The sequence below is a fragment of the Enterococcus sp. DIV1368b genome (assembly GCF_050529595.1).
In the GTDB taxonomy this organism is placed as follows: Bacteria; Bacillota; Bacilli; order Lactobacillales; family Enterococcaceae; genus Enterococcus_B; species Enterococcus_B mundtii.
In genome coordinates this window covers 181197-202484 of sequence record NZ_CP172883.1, presented here as the reverse complement: position 1 = coordinate 202484, position 21288 = coordinate 181197, and the positions used below count along the sequence as shown (strand labels likewise).

Genomic DNA, 21288 nt, shown 5'->3' with positions numbered 1-21288 from the left:
AGTGTTTATTAAGAAAATATAAATTGACCCTTTATGCGTTTTACTTTAACGATTTTAAAAAAATAAGCGTACTACTTTTGAAAATATAAAATTATTTTCGTAGTAGTACGCTTATTAAAAAACTTTTATCTTAAAACGATGGAATTACTTCTTGTCCTCTTCGTTCAACATTGCTTTTCTTGAAAGATTCACACGACCTTGTTTGTCGATCTCTGTCACTTTCACCAACACTTCATCGCCTAGTTTCACAACGTCTTCTACATTGTTCACACGTTCATTCGCTAATTGAGAGATATGGACTAAGCCGTCTTTCCCTTTGATCAAGTTGACAAATGCACCGAATTTTTCGATACGAACAACTTTACCAAGGTAGACTTCGCCAACTTTGACTTCTTTTGTCAAGTCTTCGATGATCTTGATTGCTTTTTGGATCATTTCTTTATCAGAAGAAGCAATACTTACTTTACCGTCTTGATCGATATCGATCTTCACGCCTGTTTCATCAATGATTCCATTGATCGTATCGCCACCTTTACCGATGACATCCTTGATTTTCGTAGGATCGATTTGGATCATTTCGATTTTAGGTGCATATTGGCTAAGCTCTTCACGTGGTGTAGCGATCGTTGAAGTCAATTCTTCTAAGATTTCCATACGTGCTTGTTTTGCTTGTGCCAGTGCTTCTTTTAAGATTTGTTCCGTGATACCTTGGATCTTGATATCCATTTGTAGTGCTGTGATTCCATCTTTTGTTCCGGCAACTTTGAAGTCCATGTCGCCTAAATGGTCTTCTAGACCTTGGATGTCTGTTAAAATCGTGTAGTTTTCACCATCAGATACTAATCCCATAGCAATACCAGCAACAGGTGCTTTGATTGGCACACCTGCGTCCATCAATGCTAAGGTACCTGCACAGATACTTGCTTGAGAAGATGAACCATTCGATTCAAGCACTTCTGCCACTAGACGGATCGTGTAAGGAAACTCTTCTTCTGAAGGGATCACTTGTGCTAATGCACGTTCACCTAATGCACCATGACCGATTTCACGACGACCTGGTGAACCGGCACGACCAGTTGAACCCACAGAAAATTGTGGGAAATTGTAATGGTGGATGAATCGTTTGCTGACTTCTACACCTAAGCCATCAATGATTTGGTGTTCCCCTAAAGGTGCCAATGTACATGATGATAGTGCTTGAGTTTGTCCACGAGTAAATAATCCAGAACCATGAACACGTGGCAACAAGCCAACTTCTGATGCTAAAGGACGGATCTCATCTAATTTACGACCATCAGGACGGATTTTGTCAATCGTGATCAACTCACGAACGACGTCTTTTTCAAGATCTTCCGTAATTTGTTTCACTTCTTTTAGTAATTGCGCTTCCTCTTCATGACCCGCAAATTTCTCTGCATAAGCTTCGCGAATATCGATTTTCACTTGGTCGATATTATCTTCACGCGCTAATTTTTCTTCTGTCATGACCGCTTCTTTCATCGTGCCATATGATGCATCAAAAATTTCTTTTTTCAAGTCAGCATCGACTTGTAATAAAGAAACTTCCATTTTTTCTTTGCCGACAGCTTGAACGATTTCTTCTTGGAATGCGACTAATTCTTTGATTGCGTCAAATCCAAATAATAATGCACCCAGCATATCTTCTTCAGAAACTTCTTTTGCGCCACTTTCAACCATGTTGATTGCTTGTTTTGTCCCAGCTACGCTTAATTCGATATCGGTAGTCTCTGCTTGTTCAACTGTTGGGTTCAAGATGTACTCGCCATTGACACGGCCAACTTCAACACCTGCGATTGGTCCATCGAATGGGATATCTGAAATCGATAAAGCTAGTGAAGAACCTAACATTGCTGCCATTGCGGGAGAACAATCTGTTTCCACACTCATCACGATATTTGTAACTTGGACTTCATTACGGAAACCTTCCGCAAACATTGGACGGATCGGACGGTCGATCAAACGAGCAGTCAAGGTTGCTTCCGTACTTGGACGACCTTCACGTTTGATAAATCCTCCTGGGATCTTACCAGCTGCATACATTTTTTCTTCATAATTGATCGTCAATGGGAAGAAATCTGTATCTTTGGCTTCTTTTGAAGCAACTGCCGCACTTAATACGACCGTATCCCCATAACGAACTAATACTGCTCCATTGGCTTGTTTGGCTAATTGGCCAACTTCGATCTCTAAGGGACGTCCGCCCCATGTCGTTTTAAAAACTTGTTTTTCTGACATAAATACTCCTTTTCCTTCTCGTGAACGCTAGACGCTACTAAACAAATGAAAACCGCGAAAGCGATCTTTTGCACCTTTCATTTGGTTAGTAGGAGTCCATCGAGCTGATTCACAGAAATGTTTGATAGTTTAAAGTAAAAAAGTGAGATTCACGCGAACCCCACTTTCTGTTAAAAATTAACGGCGTAAGCCTAGACGTTGGATCAATTCACGGTAACGTTGAACGTCAGTTTTACGTAAGTAAGCTAACAAGTTACGACGATGACCAACTTTTTTCATCAAACCACGGTATGAATGATGATCTTTTTTGTGAACACGTGCATGTTCGTTCAAGTGGTTGATTTCTTCAGTTAATACAGCGATTTGTACTTCTGGAGAACCAGTATCTCCTTCATGACGTGCGTAATCTTTGATGATTTCGTTTTTGCGTTCTTTTGAAATTGCCATTTCTTTCACCTCGTTTAATTATTCCCCTGTGACTGAGTAAAACGTTGGTGATTCGTTTAACCAAGTAACAGGACATATGCTTTAAACATACAGCTATACTTTACCTGAATCTTCCTAATAAATCAAGTGTAGAATCCTTAAGAAAATCTAGTTGATTAAACAATCAGGCTACTACTTTTTCAAATTTATGGTAAACTATTAACCGAAAAGAGAGTGTTTGATAAGAAAGGGGTACATATTCCATGATCACAATGGATGACATTATTCGAGAAGGCAATCCAACATTACGTGAAGTAGCGCAAGAAGTCGCTCTTCCACTCAGTGAGGAAGATCTCTTATTAGGAGAAGAAATGTTGGAATTTCTTAAAAATAGCCAAGATCCAATCAAAGCAGAAGAATTAAATTTACGTGGTGGTGTCGGCCTAGCTGCGCCTCAGCTTGATATTTCAAAACGGATCATTGCGGTCCACGTACCAAATCCAGATCCAGAAATCACAGAACCGACGTTGAGTACGGTCATGTATAATCCAAAAATCCTGAGCCATTCCGTCCAGAATGCTTGCTTAGGCGAAGGTGAAGGCTGTTTATCCGTCGATCGTGAAGTCCCTGGGTATGTTGTGCGCCATGCAAAAATCACGCTTTCGTATTATGACAAAAACGGTGAGAAACAAAAAATCCGTTTAAAAAATTATGAATCCATCGTAGTACAACATGAAATCGACCATATCAATGGCGTAATGTTCTATGACCATATCAATGATCAAAATCCTTTTGCCTTAAAAGAAGGCGTCTTGGTGATCGAGTAAGAATAGATAATGACAAAAATGAACAGAGAGTGGCAGCTTCATCTGCTTTCCTCTGTTCATTTTTTCTACCGTAAAAACTCATCTCGATCTTGTTTTAACATTTTTATAGAAGTTGACAACAATAAATGATTGTTTCTTGTACGAAACACTCTTTACTCTTCTCTTAAAGATAACTCAACGTTCCGTCAATGTTTTTTGCTGGTGTTTTGTTGTCTGATGCATTCCGAGATTCTGTCCAAATTTTGTTGATCGAAAACCAGTTAACAATTTAGTCATCCTAACTTTTTCTGTATTGGTTGGTTTGGTAGTCACATTTTCTGCTGGAGTGTTTTTCCCTTTTTCAAATACATTATTGAACCGAGACACAACACTACTAAAGCAATGGGTCTTATTTCTAGCGTTCTCACTAGTATTCGTACTTCGATCATTCATTCCTGCAATTCTTGTGTAATACGAGTGACCTTTTCTTTGAATTAATTGATCGGTTGCTTGATCAACCAATCGTTTTATTGGTTTGTGTGGTGGATCTAGTTCCATTTCCACTCCTGTATTGGATGCTGTCCTTCTAAATAGAGCACTTACATTTTTACACAACTTAAGCTCATCCAAAGAGGCATTTATAACAGCTTCCTTGTTTTTTGAAGTTTCTTTACCAGATAAACATCTTTTGACACTAGCCAATTCATTTATCTTTTCATTTGCATTCATTGAGGCTACTATAACTTGGCCTTCTTTTACTACCGTGCTTAAGTGGGTAACGACACTCTTGAAATCTTTAAGGTTATCAGTGACTACTAACTTAGCTTTTTGTGGTTCGATCTTATCTAGCGAAGTAAATGTTCGTTCAAATCTCTTTGCCTGTTCATTTAACGGTGGAAGCACATCTATGGTTGCTTTTTGAGTTGCCGCTGTATGTGAATCCTCTATAGGAAAGGGTTCATTTTTGATAACTGATTTTGGTACACGATTTGCCCATAATTCTGGATCACGCTCCCATGGTGCCACTACTCTTTGCCCATTTTCCCAAAAAACAAATCTACCTTGTAGTTGATTTCTTTGAAGATACAAGACTCGCAGCGCATGATCGAACACATCATTTCTAAAACTGTCAATTGTTTGATCCATTTGATGGCGAAGCGAATCTAATGGTACCCATAGCTCAACATCTTCTCTTTTTTTAACAGCTTCAATCAGGATCAATTCAGAACGGTGGATCAAGGGGTTTTGGCTCCCCGCATCTGCAATCTCTTCAAAGTCTTGATTAGTATATTCTATTGTTTGTGTACACTCTTGCCTCTCTCCCAGTGATTGCATTGGATAAACAGCGTTTGTGTTCAAATCTATGCTATCTCTTATTACTTGAATGATTTCATTAAGTAGAGGATTGTTCTGTATTGCTCTTTCTAAATTCTTGGAATTAATTGAACGTTTTCTTAAGGCGTGAAAAATCAATTCTATGTAAACTTTCGAATCATGGGGTATCTTTTTTTGTCTAGGATCTAAATGATCCAATTTTTCCATTAAGCCTTTTCTATCCTGTTCGTCACCAAAAATCAATACATGTTTTAACTTCTCGACATTTTTTTCTATTGGAAAAATCGTCTCCGGTTGATAATGAATAGATGCAGGGTTGCTCAAGTTCTGCTCCAACCTTATTTCTTTCCTTTTTTCTTTTAATACTTTTCGTCGGTGTAATTCCTCCGTTACTTCCTGCTCTTTCTTTTCTAAGCTAGATAACATTCGCTGGATCATTTCCTTAGCTATTGGAACTTGTATAAATGGTAAACGACCATTTATTGTATCGGTTATGGACTTTTGCTGATAGAGATATTCTTTTAAATCACCAGAAGAAATTTCTGCAAGCTTACTTGTGGTATGAATACCTAGTGATTGAATGATATTGCTGGATTTTTCTTGGATCAAGTTTTCATCTATAGTTGGAAGTTGGCCAGGATGATTGAATATTGCTGAAATATATGGATCTTCCTTAAAAAGAAACTGGATTTGTAGATGCCATCGACGTTTTTTTGTATCAATATTTTTTAAAAACTCACTTTTAAGTTGGCCTTTTTTATATAAATAATAAATAAAGATATAATCGAGCTGCCGATTCCAATCTGGATTCTTTTCTTTCAAAGCACTAAGAAATCTATTGTGCATTTCCAAAGACGGTTCAGCATGTTTTGAATGCCATTTAGGTGTCACTTGATTATTCATCTCTAAAGAAAAGATATCTTTCCTACAATTGAATAAAATTGTTTTTAGCGAAGCATCAACTTCGCTAACTGAACAATTCCCACTCTTTTGTTCTTTCATCGTGATGGCTGGTATACCGATTGATTCGTTTTGGGTTGAAAGAGTTGCTAACCTTCTCAATACAAAATATGGTTTGCGAACTTCATGAAATCGCTCTTTAAGAAACAGTTCACTTAGTTCCAAAATTTTTGTTGGCGGAATCTCAAAATAAGAAACCGTGTGATCATCGAAATTTTTTTCTTTATCCACCTTCATAATTATAAAAGAATCATTTTTTTTATAGACTGTTAATCCACATGTATGAGGTGATACTGCCCCATACTCTCCTGGATAAAATGAAGAGGGAATAAGCATGAAATCTGTTGGATCATCATTTCTCAGTTTTTCAAAGATCATTTGCACTTGTTCTTTTTTCTCAAAATCATAAAAATCTTTTGTTCGCTTTAGCGATTCCATGATATTTTCTTTTCGTTCCTTTTCAATAAAAAAATTGTCTTGATCCTCACGAATCATTTGAATATATGTTGAGAATAATAATTGATAGTCTTTATTTAAACCAAAATGATTGATATTTTCTTGTAGTGATAAAGATAAAGCTAATATATCTAATTTTTTTCTGAATTCGTTCATTGTTTGATCTATCATAGTTGACCTCCCAATCGTCTTATTTTTTATCTATTCGTCTCAATGGTGTGTCAGTATGTATTTTTATGATTCAGTCAGCGACAATGTTCCATCTGTCTGATTCTTTGTTTACTTTGCGATTGGCTATTCGTCTTTGCGTAGGTTTTCAACTGTTTAAATTCTTTTTTATCACTAAGCGTATACCCTTCTGGTTGTGCCAGGCTCTTTGACTTAGGCTGATAGGTTGCCCAAAATTCAGGATCAGATTCCCAAGGTGGAGAAACAAATTTTTTCTTTTCAATAAAAACGACTCGCTGCTTAAACCGTTCCCAGTTTCGATACATGTAGCGTAGTTCACTTCCAGTAATGCCGGGGACTTTTTTTACTACTCTTAGGTCACAAAGTTCGTCTAATAGAAAGACTATTGTGACATGTTGAGACAACAAAGTGAGTTCTATCCCTATTTTACAGCCTTTTTTTATGAAGTGTTGCTTGATCTCTGGACGATCAAATTGGGTATCGTCTTCTGAAATGACCTCTTTAAAGATGTTTTTCAATTGAAATTTTTCAATCGTTTGTGTGACATGATAATATGTTTCCCACAATGGTAAATAGCGTTCCTTTTCGGGGAGGTAATCAATCCAATGACTAAAAAATTCTTCTCTACTTTTTTCTGTAGGACAATGTTTTATATGTTCAAAAATACTTTCCATTAAAATATCATTATACTTATCGATATTAAAATCATTTATGTCCTTATATTGGAAATGTTTTAGCAAAACTTGATCTTCATAGTTAAAGTGGATACGTGCTACCCGTAATCCGTAGATTAGAAGATGGCTCTCTGACGAGGAAATAGCCGATGATTTTCTCAAATCATTTTCCACACAATTTCTCCATAATCTAGCATTTCTTTCCCAAGGAGCTGCGACGATTTGTCCATGCTCCCAAAAGACAATTGATGCTTTGAGCTTATCTTTTTCATGGTATAAACTGCGTAACGTAAAATCTTTATATCTATTTTGCTTCCCTTGGATCGTCGTTACAAAATCCCCATCATAAGAATCTAAAGGTATCCAGATGATAAGATCACTTCGTTTTTTTGCAACTTCAATCATTAATAATTCTGTTTTTTTTAACAATTGTATTCGTAGACTATAAGTTAAAGTATCTTTCATTAAGTGATTGGCAAATTGTCCTGTTTCCTTGTATTGTTGATACTCCTCAAGAAACGGCTCCGAGTAGATCCTGTGTAATTGAAACCTTGGGTCCTCCATCATGATGGCTTGAATATCTTCCCAGAGTGGATATTTGCTGCCTTCTTTTATTTGGTCAATCAACTCTTTGGGTTGAAGAGAGAAATTCTCAAAAGGTTGTTGAATGAGATAGTCGACTAACTCTTCCATATAAACCAATGGGTCATACGGATTTGTTTTTTTCCTGAGTTCTCTATCATTCAACTGTTGTTCCAAATTGCTTTCAGCTGCTCCAAAGCAAAGAATTGTTTTTTGATTTGTTCCTCGAAGCATTTTTCTCCCTCTTTCAATAAAAGTATTTGTAGCATTTCTGTTCAGTATAGTTAAAGTTTTGCCATAGCATAAATCAATTATTTTATAAATAAAGAAAAAATGAGATGGAGATAGAAGTAAAAACACTCCTATCTCCATCTCATAAAGTAAATTATTGGTTCCCTTCGAACAAGATGCCTGCTTCTGCCAAGCTTTGTTTGATTTGCTGCAATACTTCCTTATGTGAGTAACGGATCGTATGCAGATGGATCCCATCCGTTAATTCAGACAATAACGAAGCTTGACTTTTCCGATAACGTTTCATAAATGAGCGAACATCTTCTACTGTCTTGATATGAAGCATCCCTGTCAGTTCGCCATACAAGGGATGCTCAACGATGACGTCTAGTATCTCGCCACCATGAGCAACGATCAACTGTAGTTCTTCCTCTGTTTGTTCTCTCTGATGTTGTACAGCGATTTTACTGATGAACCCATTTTTATCTTGTTCATCTTCCAAAAGATATCCTCTGGCCGTCGCCACGATCGCTTCTCCTGCTGCTCGTAGCAACGCAATGTCTCCTACAATGATTTGGCGACTGACACCAAAACGAGTAGCAAACTTACTGGCACTGACAGGTTTCTCTGCATCAACTAGCGTTTCAATGATTTCTTTTCGGCGAGTTTCTCCTTCAATCATTTATCTACTCCATTCGTTTATTTTGATAGTTTCGTGAGTGCTTCATGATATCTGCATAAGTAGCTAAGATCGTCTCACTGTATTCTGGTGTTTTCAACCAACTAGCAACTTTATCCAACACTTGTTGTTCTCTTTTTTTATCATAAACTGCTTGGTTAGTTGTTCGTTTGACGTCACCGATCTTCGTGACCGTAGCCATTCTTTTTTCAAGTAGTTCTACTAATTGGTGATCGATTTGATCAATCGATTGTCTCAACTCCTCCAATGACTCTTCAGGCATTGGTTCATCGATTCGTTTGATGATCCGTGCCGGATTCCCTGCGATCACTACATTATCTGGGAATGATTTGGTTACGACTGCTCCCGCCCCGACAACGACATTGTCTCCTAAAGTCACTCCAGGGGTGATGATCACTCCACCACCGAGCCACACATTATTGCCGATCTCAATTGGTTTAGCGAATTCTAACCCGCTATTTCGTTTCACTGGATGTAGCGGATGTGTGGCAGTATAAAGCTGGACATTAGGGGCAAACATACAGTTATCGCCAATTTTGATCGTACTAACATCTAAGAATGTACAATTAAAGTTCGCATAAAAATTCTCACCTACGTAAATATTATAGCCGTAATCAAAATTGATCGTCGGTTCCATATAAATCTTTTCGCCGGTAGCGCCAAACGTTTCTTTAAGTAATTGACTGCGAAGTTCACTTGTTTCCGCTTGGTTGATGATCTGGCTTTGACTTCGAGCAAATTTTCTATCGGCTGATAATTCTGGATCACCCGCAAAATAAAGTTCGCCTGCAATCATTTTTTCTTTTTCTGTTTTAGCTGTCATTTTACACTCTCCTGTACTTTTTTGAACACCTTCGTTCCATCTGTTTGGACAAATCGATACGCCTCTGATAGATAGACAGGGGTCTGATTGATGACTAACAGCTTCGCTTGTGGTGAGCGAAACTGGATCAAATCACAAAAGGGATGGACTTGAAAACTTGTCCCTACGATCACAATCAAGTCGGCCTGACTTACAGCAAAAGCTGCTTGCTCTAATACTTCATCTTGGAACCCTTCTCCATATAACACAATATCTGGGCGAATCTGACCACCACATAGTTGATGCTTGTCACTGCTGAGATAATCTTGCCAGTCAACAGCTTGATGGCAGTTTCGACAATAACAATGATACAGATTCCCATGAAAATTAACTAGTTTTTTACTTCCAGCTTTCTCATGTAACCCATCGATATTTTGCGAAACGACCCATACCTCTTTTTCTTTAGCCAACTCTACGATTTCTCGATGGATGATATTCGGGCGTGCTTCGGGATGATAAAGATGTTTGAGAAACGAATAAAATTTTTGTGGTTCTTCCTCCATCGCTTGATGACTCAATAAATATTCTGGGCGATCCATCCCTTGGTAAACACCTGTTAGTGAACGGTAATCGGGTATTCCAGAAGGTGTGGACACACCTGCCCCTGTTAGAAAGGTCAGTTTTTGACTTTCAATCATCGCTGTCGCTGCTTCTTCAATTGTTTGTTCCAACATTTATCACTCACCTCTCTTCTATTATAATCGAAATAAAATGAAACATACCCTCAATCGAATGAAAATTCAGAGATTTTTTTTGAGAAAATACTCACAAACATCACTGACAAAACAATGAAAACGTGCTACAATACCAATGATCTGTATATTTTGAGTATGAAATGAGGTGAATCAATATGGTTGCATTCTTAATTTATTGGGGCGTTATTTTAGCATGTATCGCTTGGTTAGCATTAAGTATTTATTTCTCTATCTTCTATTTAGTACGTAAAGAAAATGGAAATCTATGGGCGTTTGCCTTTTTCAATGTATTGGCAGCAATTGTTCTAGCAATTACATTAGTTGTTTATCGCACATGGGGCTGGGGGATCACACAATACTCTAGTTTGATCTATCTCGTTTTAGCTATTTATGGAGTAACAGTTATTTTACAAGCCATTCTTGGTCGTGAACCTAAGAAAGCTACAGCTTAAAATACTTTTAGATAAAATTAGATAAAAAAGGAAACAGACTGCGTGATTTTGCAGTCTGTTTTTCGTTATTTTACTATCATTTAAGTTTTGCATAAAATGTATAATTATTCTTTTTTTGAAAACATTCTCTTTTCCTTTTTTCATGAAAGAAATTAAATAAACAGTATATTTCTTTATTTATCAACTTTTTTCTGCAAAAATGTAGTTTCTCATTGACAAAGTGGCTACTCTATCGTAGACTATTTTTTGTATAAATAACTGAATACGAGATGCCTCAATCAATGAGGTAGAGGTCGCGAGAATCATTAAACCTGTGGAGTGAAGCAAACATGTGGAAGCAGGGCTAGGGAGGATCGCCGAAATGTACTTTTTTTTGCTTAAAAAGTATGTTGGGACGTAAGTTAACAGCTTACGGACTGTCTTAGCAGTGATGCTAAGTTGCGCTATGTTTTGTGAGAGGTTTATCACTCTGTGAAATTTAGCGGCCCTTTTGTACCTACAAAGTGGTCGTTTTTTATTTCTCCTTGATAAGCAACTGCAATGCATGTATTCGACCACTCGTGTCAAGGCGCTTTGGTTATCAGCCAAAGAAGCTGAGCGAACGTTGGTCTTATCAGTATATGCCTGAAGGACCACGTACGTGAACAAACAAAAAGGAGAAGACAGATGAAAAAAAATTCAGTTACACTCACTCTAATTTTTACGTTTATTCTATCGATCTTTAGCTTGACCACTTTGGCTCATGCAGATGATAAAACCCCGAGCGATCAATTTCGTGTCGGAATGGAAGCTGGTTATGCGCCCTTTAACTGGTCTCAACAAACAGATGCAAACAATGCCTATCCAATTCAAGGCCAAAATAGCTTTGCTGGCGGATATGATGTACAAATTGCCAAAAAGGTAGCCGAAGGTTTAGGTAAAGAACTAGTCATTGTCCAAACAAAATGGGACGGTTTACCCCCTGCCCTTCAATCTGGAAAGATCGATGCCATCATTGCCGGCATGAGTCCGACGGCTGAACGCCAAAAAGAAATCGACTTTACTGATCCATACTATGAATCAGAACTTGTGATCGTCGTACAAAAAGATGGTAAGTTTGCGAATGCGACTAGCTTAGAAGATCTTTCTGGCGCAAAAATCACTGCACAATTGAATACATTCCACTATAACGTGATCGATCAGATCCCAGGAGTGGACAAGCAACAAGCAATGGATAACTTTTCAGCCATGCGAACAGCACTAGCTTCTGGCATGATCGACGGTTACGTCAGCGAACGTCCAGAAGGGGTAACAGCCACAAGCGTCAACCCAGCCTTGAAAATGCTCGAACTAGATGAAGCAAATGGCTTTCAAACAAATCCCGAAGATGTCCAAATCGCTGTAGGAATGCGCAAAGGTGATCCTGATCTCCAACAAGTCAACCAAATATTAAGCGGCATTTCTCATGATGATCGCATTGCCATCATGGACCAAGCCATTGAAGACCAACCTGCGTCAACGGATGGAGATGCAGAAGAAACTGGCTTGCTCCAAGATTTCAAGACGATTTGGGATCAATATGGCAACATGTTCTTACGCGGAGCTGGTTTGACACTATTTATCGCATTGATCGGTACAGTTGTAGGAACAACATTAGGTTTATTGATTGGCGTCTTTCGCTCAATTCCAGAATCTGATAATAAAGTGACACGCTTCTTCCAAAAAGTAGCTAATTTCTTGTTATCTGTTTATATCGAAGTCTTCCGTGGTACACCAATGATGGTTCAAGCAATGGTCATCTTCTATGGATTGGCTCTAGCCTTTGGTATTTCTCTGGATCGCACGATTGCTGCGTTGTTCATCGTTTCGATCAACACTGGTGCGTATATGACTGAGATCGTACGTGGTGGGATTTTTGCAGTAGATGGCGGACAATTTGAGGCCGCCCAAGCGATCGGCATGACCCACAGTCAAACGATGCGTAAAGTAGTGATTCCGCAAGTATTGAGAAATATTTTGCCGGCTACCGGAAATGAGTTTGTCATCAATATCAAAGACACCGCCGTATTAAGTGTCATTGGTGTGGCAGATTTATTCTTCCAAGGAAACTCCGCATCTGGTGCAAACTTCCAATTCTTCCAAACATTCACGATCGTTGGGATCATCTACTTGATCATGACCTTCACGATCACAAGAATCCTACGTGTGATTGAGAAGAAAATCGACGGACCTACTGCGTATACAAAAATTGAAGAAGTCAACAACGCGAACCTACAGGAATAAGGAGGCAGTCCTATGAGTGAGAATATCATCGAAATCAATCATTTAAGTAAAAAATTCGGCGACAATGAAGTGCTGAAAGATATTAGCATGACCGTCAATAAAGGGGAAGTCGTGACCATCATCGGTTCCTCTGGTTCAGGTAAATCAACATTCTTACGTTGTATCAATTTACTAGAAAAACCATCAGGCGGCGAGATCATTTACAACAACGAAAACGTCTTAGCACCAAAATATAATTTACCAAAATATCGGACAAATGTCGGTATGGTTTTCCAATCCTTCAATCTTTTCAATAATATGAATGTTTTAGAAAACTGTATTTCTGGACAAACCACTGTCTTAAAAAGAGAGAAAGAGCATGCCCGTAAAGTAGCAATCGAAAACTTAGAAAAAGTCGGTATGAGACAATACATCGAAGCTCGCCCTTCTCAACTATCTGGTGGTCAAAAACAACGGGTCGCTATCGCTCGTGCTCTATCAATGGACCCTGATGTGATGCTCTTCGATGAGCCAACTTCTGCCCTTGATCCTGAAATGGTCGGTGAAGTATTGAATACGATCAAAGATCTAGCCCATACTGGACTGACAATGATCATCGTAACCCATGAAATGGAATTTGCGAAAGAGGTATCTGACCGAGTGATCTTCATGGATAAAGGTGTGATCGCGGAAGAAGGAAGTCCTGAAGATATCTTCGTTCATCCAAAAGAAACACGTACGAAAGAGTTCTTGTCACGCATTTTGAATAACTAATAAAGTATCAAATCACCCTTAGTATTCAAACTACCGCAACTTGATTGAGCAAGGTCACCCTACTCAAAAAGTTGCGGTTCTTCTTTTTATTTATTGTTTTTGTTCCGATTGCTTTATCGGTTGAACTTTTGCACAACCTCACGTAACATGTGGTTGTGAGAAACCACTTCAATTAAGAAGATTTAGGTAATGGAGTAATCTTTTGACTAACATTTTTTCGAGGCAGAGAAAACACGCTACTTATTCCTCTCACAGGGTTAGCAGTCGTTTCGTCAATGTGTAGCATCATTCTAGAGAATTCGATAATTTTCAGAAAATTGTTGCAATTCATCACATAATTTGTTACTTTTAACAAAATACAAAAAAGTAAAGGAGTTTTCTATGTCAAAAAAATTATCATTCAAAGAAAATCTATTCATCGGTTCCATGCTATTTGGCCTATTTTTTGGAGCTGGTAATCTTATATTTCCTGTCCATATGGGGCAAGAAGCTGGTGCGGATATCTTCTGGGCAAATCTTGGCTTTTTAGTTACAGGGATCGGTTTACCATTCTTAGGTGTCATTGCGATCGGTGTTTCAAAGACCTCTGGTGTCTACGAATTAGCACAACGGATCAATAAAACTTATGCACTTATTTTTACTGTCTTACTTTATTTAGTCATTGGTCCATTTTTTGCCTTACCACGTTTGGCAACTACTTCTTTTGAAATTGGCTTAGCACCTTTTATTCCAGCAGAAAATCAAACATTATTTTTAGCTATTTTTAGTTTCTTATTCTTTTTAGCTGCTTGGTGGTTATCCAAACGTCCAACTAAAATATTGGATTATGTTGGTAAATTTTTGAATCCCGCATTTTTAGTATTACTAGGCATCTTGCTATTACTTGCTTTTATCAACCCACTTGGCTCAGTGGCGGATGCGCCTGTACAACCTCACTACCAAAACCAAGCATTCTTCACTGGTTTTACACAAGGATACAATACGTTGGATGCGTTAGCTGCCTTAGCTTTTGGGATCATTATCGTCACGACGATTCGTGGCATGGGTGTCACAAAGCCTTCTGATATTGCAAGAGATACGATCAAATCAGGCGCGATCAGCATCGTGTTGATGGGGATCATCTATACCCTACTTTCTTATGCAGGAACAATGAGTCTAGGAACATTTCCTATGAGTGCGAATGGTGGTATCGCCTTGGCTCAAATCGCTGATCACTATTTAGGAACTTACGGGAGTATCCTATTAGCCTTTATCGTGATTCTTGCTTGTTTAAAAACAGGTATCGGACTGATTACTGCATTCGCAGAAACATTCACTGAATTGTTTCCTAAAAGAAGCTATCTATTCTTTGTAACAGGAACAAGTTTATTGGCATGTTTAGTTGCAAACGTGGGCTTGACGAATATTATTCAGATCTCTTTACCGGTCTTGATGTTTATTTATCCGTTGGCAATGACCTTGATCTTACTTGTCTTGTTTGGCCCATTGTTTAAACAACGTACTTCTGTTTATCGAATGACCACTTATTTCACATTACTCGCTTCCATCGTAGATGGACTGAATGCTTGTCCTGATTCAATCAAGCAAACAAGTGTCGTCAAAGGCATTTTAACATTCGCTGATTCCTATCTCCCATTCTTCTCATTAGGAATGGGCTGGATCACACCAGCATTGATTGGCTTTATCATCGGATTACTCTGGAGTTTCTTCAAAAATGAAAAAAAACCTGACTTGATTGTTAGCTAACAAAAAAAAGAGATGTTTAACTTTTTGTATAAAAAAATTAACAACTTTGGTAAACTTTCGTCACAAAATATTCACAACTCACCTTTAATATATAAGTATACCAACAAACAACCCTAACAACACTTTTTCATTTTTAACTCCTTTCCTGCTAGCTCCCCGGCTAGCAGGTCCTTTTTTTATTTATACATATACCACACATCAAGTTCTTTGAGAATCTTTAGATCCTCTCTCTCTAGTAAGAAAAACATATAAAAAAGCTATGAAAAAGCAATCTACTTTTTCATAGCTTTTATTCTTATTTAGATAATCGCTCTTGGTCTCCCGTAGGTGAAAGACTAGTGATTTTTTCGATTTGTTCAATTGGGACGATTCGGATTTGTTGCTCTTGATTTTGCAAGCGAATCATCACTCGGTCATGTTCAACTGTTTTCGTTGCCACCCAACCGGAAAAGGTTTCGTACTTATTGCTTAGTGGATTCTCGCGCACTTGTAGAATCACTAAACTATTCTGAGCTGCAGCTTTTTGGAGTTCAAGAATGAACTCCCCTTGTAACCGTACATTCTCAGCTTTTTCTTCTGTGTCATTCACAAATGAATCAAAAAGTTGAAACGAAGTATTAGTCACTAACTTTGTCAGTTTCTTCATTGGTGATACTGTTTCTTCATCCATTGAATGTACCCCTCCCCTAGCCAAGAATATGTTACTTAATTACTCCTATTTTATCCAATTTTTCTTAAAAAAACAAGAATATAGTTTATTTTATACCAACTTTTACCTAAAACCACCAAACAATACATGCGTTATTTTAAGTCGTTTTTCATCCATAATTCAAGCCATTTTTCTAAGCCTTCATTGATCAATCGATAGGTTTCTTCAAAGTTATTCGTGTAATATGGATCAGGTACATTTTGTACTTTTTTGCCAATGACTGGACTCAAAAATAGTTGGATTTTCTCTTGCGCTTCAATCGGCGCAATTTGCTTTAAGTCAGCCACATTTGACTGATCCATACCGATGATCCAATCAAATTTTTGGAAGTCTTCTTGACGTATTTGGCGAGCAATCATTTCTCGCGTATCAACATGTTCTTTTGCCAAAATCGCTTGTGTCCCTGGATGAGGAGCACTACCTACCTCATAGGTACTTGTTGCAGCTGAATCAATGACGAAGGAATCCATCAAATCCTGTTCTGCTACTTTCTTTTTTAATAACCCTTCTGCCATAGGTGAACGACAAATGTTTCCTAAACAAACAAATAATACTTTCGTCATAGCATTCTCTCCTTTTGTATTCCTATTTTGGAATCAATGAAAAAAGATCATTCGTCTTTTATTTCCTGTTCTTCTTCCAATGCGTACAACCGATACGAATACAATTCAGTATCTTTGGCTAAACGAAAGAACTGCATTGCAACTTCTAAGGGTGTTTCTGTATAACCTTGTGTGATCCAATTGACTAAGACTCCACTACAGCCATAAGAGAAAAAACGAGCATAAAATAATTTATCTTTGGAAGTTAGTTGTTTTTCTTCATCCATTTGCTCAAAGATTTTAATAAATGAGGGTTGGATCAACGCAGAAAATTGCTTTTGCAGAATCTCCTGTTCTGAACTAACGGTACTTGAATAGAACTGTTTATTTTCGGCAATGGCTTTTAACATCAGCAAGGCTTGCTCTTCCCAATTGTCGAGAGAAAGTGATTCTGTTTTTAGGTAATGTAACGAATCTTCATAGTACACCCAACGCAATAAATCATACTTATCGGTGAAATGATAATAAAATGTTTGTCGGTTGATGCCTGCTTCTTGTGCGATCTGTTGCACACTGATTTTACGAAAAGGCTGTGTTTCGCAAAGCGACACTAAGACTTTTTTGATCATTTGTTTCGTATGTGACGCCTCTCCCACAATGATCCCTCCCATCTCTTCAATCAATATTCTACTATTTGCTCTTTCAATAGAAAAGAGTGTTCACACTTGGTAGTCATAGCCAAAGTGTTCATACGCATAGGCGGTAGCGATCCGACCACGAGGAGTCCGTTTCAAAAAGCCTTTTTGGATCAAAAAAGGTTCATACATATCTTCGACTGTTTCTCGCTCTTCTCCAATATTAACGGATAATGTGCTTAGACCTACTGGGCCCCCACCATACAGTTCGATCATCGTACGTAGCAATTTCTGATCGACATAATCCAATCCCGCTTGATCGACCTGTAAGAGTGTCAATGCGCGGTCAGCAATCAACTGATCGATCTTGCCATCTCCTTGTACTTGGGCAAAGTCACGCACTCGTTTCAATAGACGATTGGCGATCCGCGGAGTACCACGAGAACGTCGTGCGATTTCTAAAGCCCCATCGGTGATGATCTCCGTTTGAAAAATATCGGCAGATCGTAAAACGATTTCTCTTAAATCTTCTTCTTCATAGTATTCCATGTGCGCAATGATTCCAAAACGGTCACGTAAAGGTGCAGACAGCATCCCTGCTCGAGTCGTTGCACCGATCAACGTGAAAGGTGGTAACGGAAAATGAACGGGGTGAGCGGTCGGCCCTTGCCCTACCATGATATCTACATAGAAATCTTCCATCGCCGAATAAAGCATTTCTTCTGCCACGCGAGGTAAGCGATGGATCTCATCAATAAACAAGACATCCCCTGCTTCTAGTTCATTCAAAATTGCTACCAGATCTCCTGGTCGCTCGATGGCTGGTCCACTTGTCGTACGGATATTAACTTGCATCTCATTTGCAATGACCATAGCCATCGTTGTTTTCCCCAAACCTGGAGGACCGTATAACAAGACGTGATCTAGCGGTTCTTCACGATTACGTGCCGCTTCGATGTAGATACTCAATTCTTGTTTTACTTTATGTTGACCGATATATTGCGCAAGCAATTGAGGGCGTAAAGATTTTTCTAAACTCAATTCATTCTCACCGGGTTCTGGTGAGAGAAGATATTCATCTGTCATCAAGAATCCTCCTTACTTTTTCATCATCAATTTCAATGCTTGCCTTAGATACTCATCCGTTGTCTGATTGTCGATTTCTTTTAGTTGTTTCTCTACTCGTTTGATTTCACGCTCACTGTAGCCGAGAGCGGCTAAAGCTTCCATTGCCTCTGACAAGGCACTTGCATCTTGCACCGTTGCTTCATCAAATAAAGAAAATGGCGTATCGATACTCAACTCGCCAAACTTGCCTTTTAGATCCAAGATCATTTGTTGTGCTGTTTTTTTACCTACACCTGGGAACTTCGTCAAGTAAGTGACATCGCCAGTTTCCACCGCTTGGATCAAGCCGGAATGATCATCACTCGCCATGATCGCTAATGCACTTTTCGGTCCGATCCCTGAAACACTGACTAATCGTAAAAACAATTGTTTCTCTTCGAGTGAATCAAACCCATATAGTAAATGGGCATCTTCACGAATGACTTGATGAACATAGATTTTTACTTCTTTATCTAACTTACTACTATAGCGATAAGGGTTACCTAACGCAATTTGATAGCCCACCCCTTGCGTTTCTATAACGATATAATACGGACTGATAAAAGTCACCATGCCTCTTAGATATTCATACATTGAAATTTCCTCTTTCTTTCGCACACATACGTTCCCATATTTCTATCCATTGTAGCATACTTTGCGATTTAAAAAAAGTGTTCCCAAAAACAGAACTACGAGCTTAGGTCTTTGATAAAGACCCAAACTCGTAGCATATTTTCTCTGTGTATTAGCGATTGATAGAGGCTTGACCAATCATTTCTTCATGTTGTACTTGGCCTGATTTACTTAATGAGAAATCAGCCACTTTGTCCGTATTCGTTAGAACAACTAAGACATCTGTTTGTTTACCTGCTTGTTCAACGGCACTGAGATCCATCTCTGCGAGTTGCGTAGTTGGCGAGACCTGATCGCCCTCTTTCACAAGAACATTGAACGGTGCACCTTTTAATTCAACAGTATCAAGTCCCATATGAACAAGAACTTCCACACCGGCTTCACTCAGAATACCGATTGCATGTTTTGTTTCAAATACACTAGTTACTTTACCATTTACTGGCGAATAGATTTTTTGATTGTCAGGAATGATCGCATAGCCTTCACCCATCATTTTTTGTGAGAAAACTGGATCATTCACTTCTGTAATTGCTTTAATTTGTCCGTCTGCAACGGCGAATAAATCTTCATTGGCAGTGGCTACAGCAGTTGTTCCTGCGGCTTCAAAGTTTTGTGTAGGAATAGATACGCCTTCCGCAGTTTGTAAAACACTTACTTCTTCTGGATTGACTGGATCTAATTTGTTCAAGATCCCTTTACGTCTAAACACTACAGTTAAACCAAATGGTACGATGATTGCGATGATCATTGCAATCGTGAATGGTAACCACGTTTGTGCTTGGATCGCTAAGATTCCTGGCAAGCCACCTACACCAATCGCATTTGCTCGAACATCCATCAAGTTCGCAAACATCCCTGCCACACCAGAACCGATCATTGCAGCTACAAATGGATACACATATTTCAAGTTGATCCCAAACATAGCTGGTTCCGTTACTCCTAGATAACAAGAAATCATCGCTGGAATAGAAACTTGTTCTTCTTTTTTATTGCCGCGATGCAAGAAGATGATTGCAAGTACGGCAGATCCTTGCGCAATATTTGACAATGCGATCATTGGCCATAAATTGGTTGAACCAAAGTCAGCAATCAACTGCATATCGATTGCATTTGTCATATGATGTAATCCCGTAATAACCAGTGGGGCATACAAGAAACCAAATAACGCACTGAATAACCAACTGATTGATGAAGTCAATCCAGTATTCACGATTGATGAAATCCAGTTACCAATTGCCCAACCGACTGGACCTAACACTACATTAGCAGCGATAACTGTTGGTAATAGTGAGAACAGTGGGACAAAAATCATTGAGATCGATTGTGGGATATACTTACGGAAGAAAATCTCTAAATAAGCAAGTAAGAACCCGGCAAGCATCGCTGGAATGACTTGCGCTTGGTAACCAATCATTTGTACTTGTGCAAAGCCAAAGTCCCAAAATGGGATATCTGCAGCGGCAGTTGAGGCGACACTATAGGCATTTAATAATTGCGGTGAAACCAAAGTAATCCCTAAAACAATTCCTAAAATCTGTGTCGTTCCCATTTTCTTTGCAATACTCCAAGTGATCCCTACAGGTAGGAAATGGAAAATCGCTTCCCCAGGTAGCCATAAGAATGAATTAACTCCATTCCAGAATGTCGAACTTTCTGCAATCGTTCCACCTAAACTCTCGAACTGAATGCCTTCCAACACGTTACGGAACCCTAAAATCAATCCCCCAACAATGATTGCTGGAATCAATGGTGTGAAGATTTCAGCTAGAACTGCAATTGCTCGTTGCAATGGATTAAGATTCTGTTTCGCAGCAGCTTTACTTTGTTCTTTTGAAACGCCTTCAACTCCTGATACCGCAACAAAGTCGTTATAAAATGTTGAGACATCGTTCCCGATGATTACTTGGAATTGACCAGCATTGGTAAACATTCCTTTCACACTGTCAATCTCTTCGATCTCAGCTTCATTTGCTTTTGCAGGATCATTTAAAACAAAGCGCATTCGTGTCGCACAATGGCTAACCGCAGAGATATTTTCTTTCCCGCCGACTCCTTTTAACAGCTTCTCGGCATCTGCTTGATATTTCCCCATAACATAAACCCCTTTCATTTGACTTGTTTATACAAGTTACTTTGTACTCACACTATAATGTTTTTCTTAGCAGATTGCAAGCGTTTTATGCCAAAAAGATAAATAATTTGTAATCGTTATTATCCTTGTCGTAGAAACATCTATCTTCTATCCAAGTCCAGTTTGAAATCTACATATAGCTGTAG

At 38.6% G+C, this 21288-nt stretch carries 18 protein-coding genes and 1 riboswitch; of the genes, 5 read left to right on the top strand and 13 right to left on the bottom strand.

Annotation, left to right across the window (positions count from 1 at the left end):
- Positions 1-144: 144 nt before the first annotated feature.
- Together pnp and rpsO are read right to left on the bottom strand one after the other, a co-directional pair.
- The gene (pnp, locus tag IGJ19_RS00985) at positions 145-2256 is read right to left on the bottom strand and encodes a polyribonucleotide nucleotidyltransferase (RefSeq protein WP_071866107.1); all 2112 of its coding nucleotides are present in this window, start codon (positions 2254-2256) and stop codon (positions 145-147) included.
- Between the two features lie 177 nt (positions 2257-2433).
- Positions 2434-2703, bottom strand: a complete 270-nt coding sequence (rpsO, locus tag IGJ19_RS00980) for a 30S ribosomal protein S15 (protein ID WP_010734375.1) — start codon at positions 2701-2703, stop codon at positions 2434-2436.
- Positions 2704-2945: 242 nt separating this feature from the next.
- Here rpsO and def point away from each other — a divergent pair, with 242 nt between their 5' ends.
- Positions 2946-3509 carry a peptide deformylase gene (def, locus tag IGJ19_RS00975; RefSeq protein WP_010734376.1) on the top strand — a complete coding sequence of 188 codons (564 nt, stop codon included), beginning with the start codon at positions 2946-2948 and terminating at the stop codon, positions 3507-3509.
- Between the two features lie 174 nt (positions 3510-3683).
- Here def and IGJ19_RS00970 read toward each other — a convergent pair whose 3' ends face one another.
- From IGJ19_RS00970 to IGJ19_RS00950, 5 genes are all read right to left on the bottom strand, one after another.
- On the bottom strand, positions 3684-6410 hold the full coding sequence (locus tag IGJ19_RS00970; RefSeq protein ID WP_430604301.1) for a hypothetical protein: 2727 nt from the start codon (positions 6408-6410) through the stop codon (positions 3684-3686).
- A 74-nt stretch (positions 6411-6484) separates the two neighbouring features.
- On the bottom strand, positions 6485-7918 hold the full coding sequence (locus IGJ19_RS00965; protein WP_086335323.1) for a hypothetical protein: 1434 nt from the start codon (positions 7916-7918) through the stop codon (positions 6485-6487).
- Between the two features lie 151 nt (positions 7919-8069).
- Complete coding sequence (locus IGJ19_RS00960; RefSeq protein ID WP_071866104.1) at positions 8070-8597, bottom strand: transcription repressor NadR; 528 nt, start codon at positions 8595-8597, stop codon at positions 8070-8072.
- A 4-nt stretch (positions 8598-8601) separates the two neighbouring features.
- The gene (locus IGJ19_RS00955; RefSeq protein WP_086335322.1) at positions 8602-9438 is read right to left on the bottom strand and encodes a chorismate mutase; all 837 of its coding nucleotides are present in this window, start codon (positions 9436-9438) and stop codon (positions 8602-8604) included.
- The gene (locus tag IGJ19_RS00950; RefSeq protein ID WP_071866102.1) at positions 9435-10151 is read right to left on the bottom strand and encodes an NAD-dependent protein deacylase; all 717 of its coding nucleotides are present in this window, start codon (positions 10149-10151) and stop codon (positions 9435-9437) included. Before IGJ19_RS00950 ends, IGJ19_RS00955 begins: the two co-directional genes overlap by 4 nt.
- A gap of 176 nt (positions 10152-10327) precedes the next feature.
- On the opposite strand from IGJ19_RS00950, the gene IGJ19_RS00945 reads away from it, so the two are divergent.
- From IGJ19_RS00945 to brnQ, 4 genes are all read left to right on the top strand, one after another.
- Positions 10328-10624, top strand: coding sequence for a hypothetical protein (locus IGJ19_RS00945; RefSeq protein WP_010734383.1), 297 nt, complete (start codon positions 10328-10330; stop codon positions 10622-10624).
- A 279-nt stretch (positions 10625-10903) separates the two neighbouring features.
- Positions 10904-11078, top strand: a riboswitch (Lysine riboswitch).
- Positions 11079-11290: 212 nt separating this feature from the next.
- Positions 11291-12886, top strand: coding sequence for an ABC transporter permease subunit (locus tag IGJ19_RS00940; RefSeq protein WP_071866099.1), 1596 nt, complete (start codon positions 11291-11293; stop codon positions 12884-12886).
- Between the two features lie 12 nt (positions 12887-12898).
- Positions 12899-13639 (top strand): amino acid ABC transporter ATP-binding protein, encoded by a 741-nt coding sequence (locus IGJ19_RS00935; protein ID WP_071866098.1) that lies wholly within the window; start codon positions 12899-12901, stop codon positions 13637-13639.
- Between the two features lie 381 nt (positions 13640-14020).
- The gene (brnQ, locus tag IGJ19_RS00930; RefSeq protein WP_071866097.1) at positions 14021-15385 is read left to right on the top strand and encodes a branched-chain amino acid transport system II carrier protein; all 1365 of its coding nucleotides are present in this window, start codon (positions 14021-14023) and stop codon (positions 15383-15385) included.
- Between the two features lie 295 nt (positions 15386-15680).
- Here brnQ and IGJ19_RS00925 read toward each other — a convergent pair whose 3' ends face one another.
- The 6 genes from IGJ19_RS00925 to treP all read right to left on the bottom strand — a co-directional run bounded on the left by IGJ19_RS00925 (position 15681) and on the right by treP (position 21103).
- Positions 15681-16055, bottom strand: coding sequence for a hypothetical protein (locus IGJ19_RS00925; protein ID WP_019724219.1), 375 nt, complete (start codon positions 16053-16055; stop codon positions 15681-15683).
- Positions 16056-16186: 131 nt separating this feature from the next.
- Entirely contained in the window at positions 16187-16657 is a 471-nt protein-coding gene (locus IGJ19_RS00920) for a low molecular weight protein-tyrosine-phosphatase (protein ID WP_071866096.1), read from the bottom strand.
- A gap of 47 nt (positions 16658-16704) precedes the next feature.
- Complete coding sequence (locus tag IGJ19_RS00915; protein ID WP_192923821.1) at positions 16705-17307, bottom strand: TetR/AcrR family transcriptional regulator; 603 nt, start codon at positions 17305-17307, stop codon at positions 16705-16707.
- A 48-nt stretch (positions 17308-17355) separates the two neighbouring features.
- Complete coding sequence (ruvB, locus tag IGJ19_RS00910) at positions 17356-18357, bottom strand: Holliday junction branch migration DNA helicase RuvB (RefSeq protein ID WP_071866094.1); 1002 nt, start codon at positions 18355-18357, stop codon at positions 17356-17358.
- 12 nt (positions 18358-18369) lie between these two features.
- Positions 18370-18972 carry a Holliday junction branch migration protein RuvA gene (ruvA, locus tag IGJ19_RS00905; RefSeq protein ID WP_430604300.1) on the bottom strand — a complete coding sequence of 201 codons (603 nt, stop codon included), beginning with the start codon at positions 18970-18972 and terminating at the stop codon, positions 18370-18372.
- Between the two features lie 151 nt (positions 18973-19123).
- Complete coding sequence (gene treP / locus IGJ19_RS00900) at positions 19124-21103, bottom strand: PTS system trehalose-specific EIIBC component (RefSeq protein WP_430604299.1); 1980 nt, start codon at positions 21101-21103, stop codon at positions 19124-19126.
- Between the last annotated feature and the right edge of the window lie 185 nt (positions 21104-21288).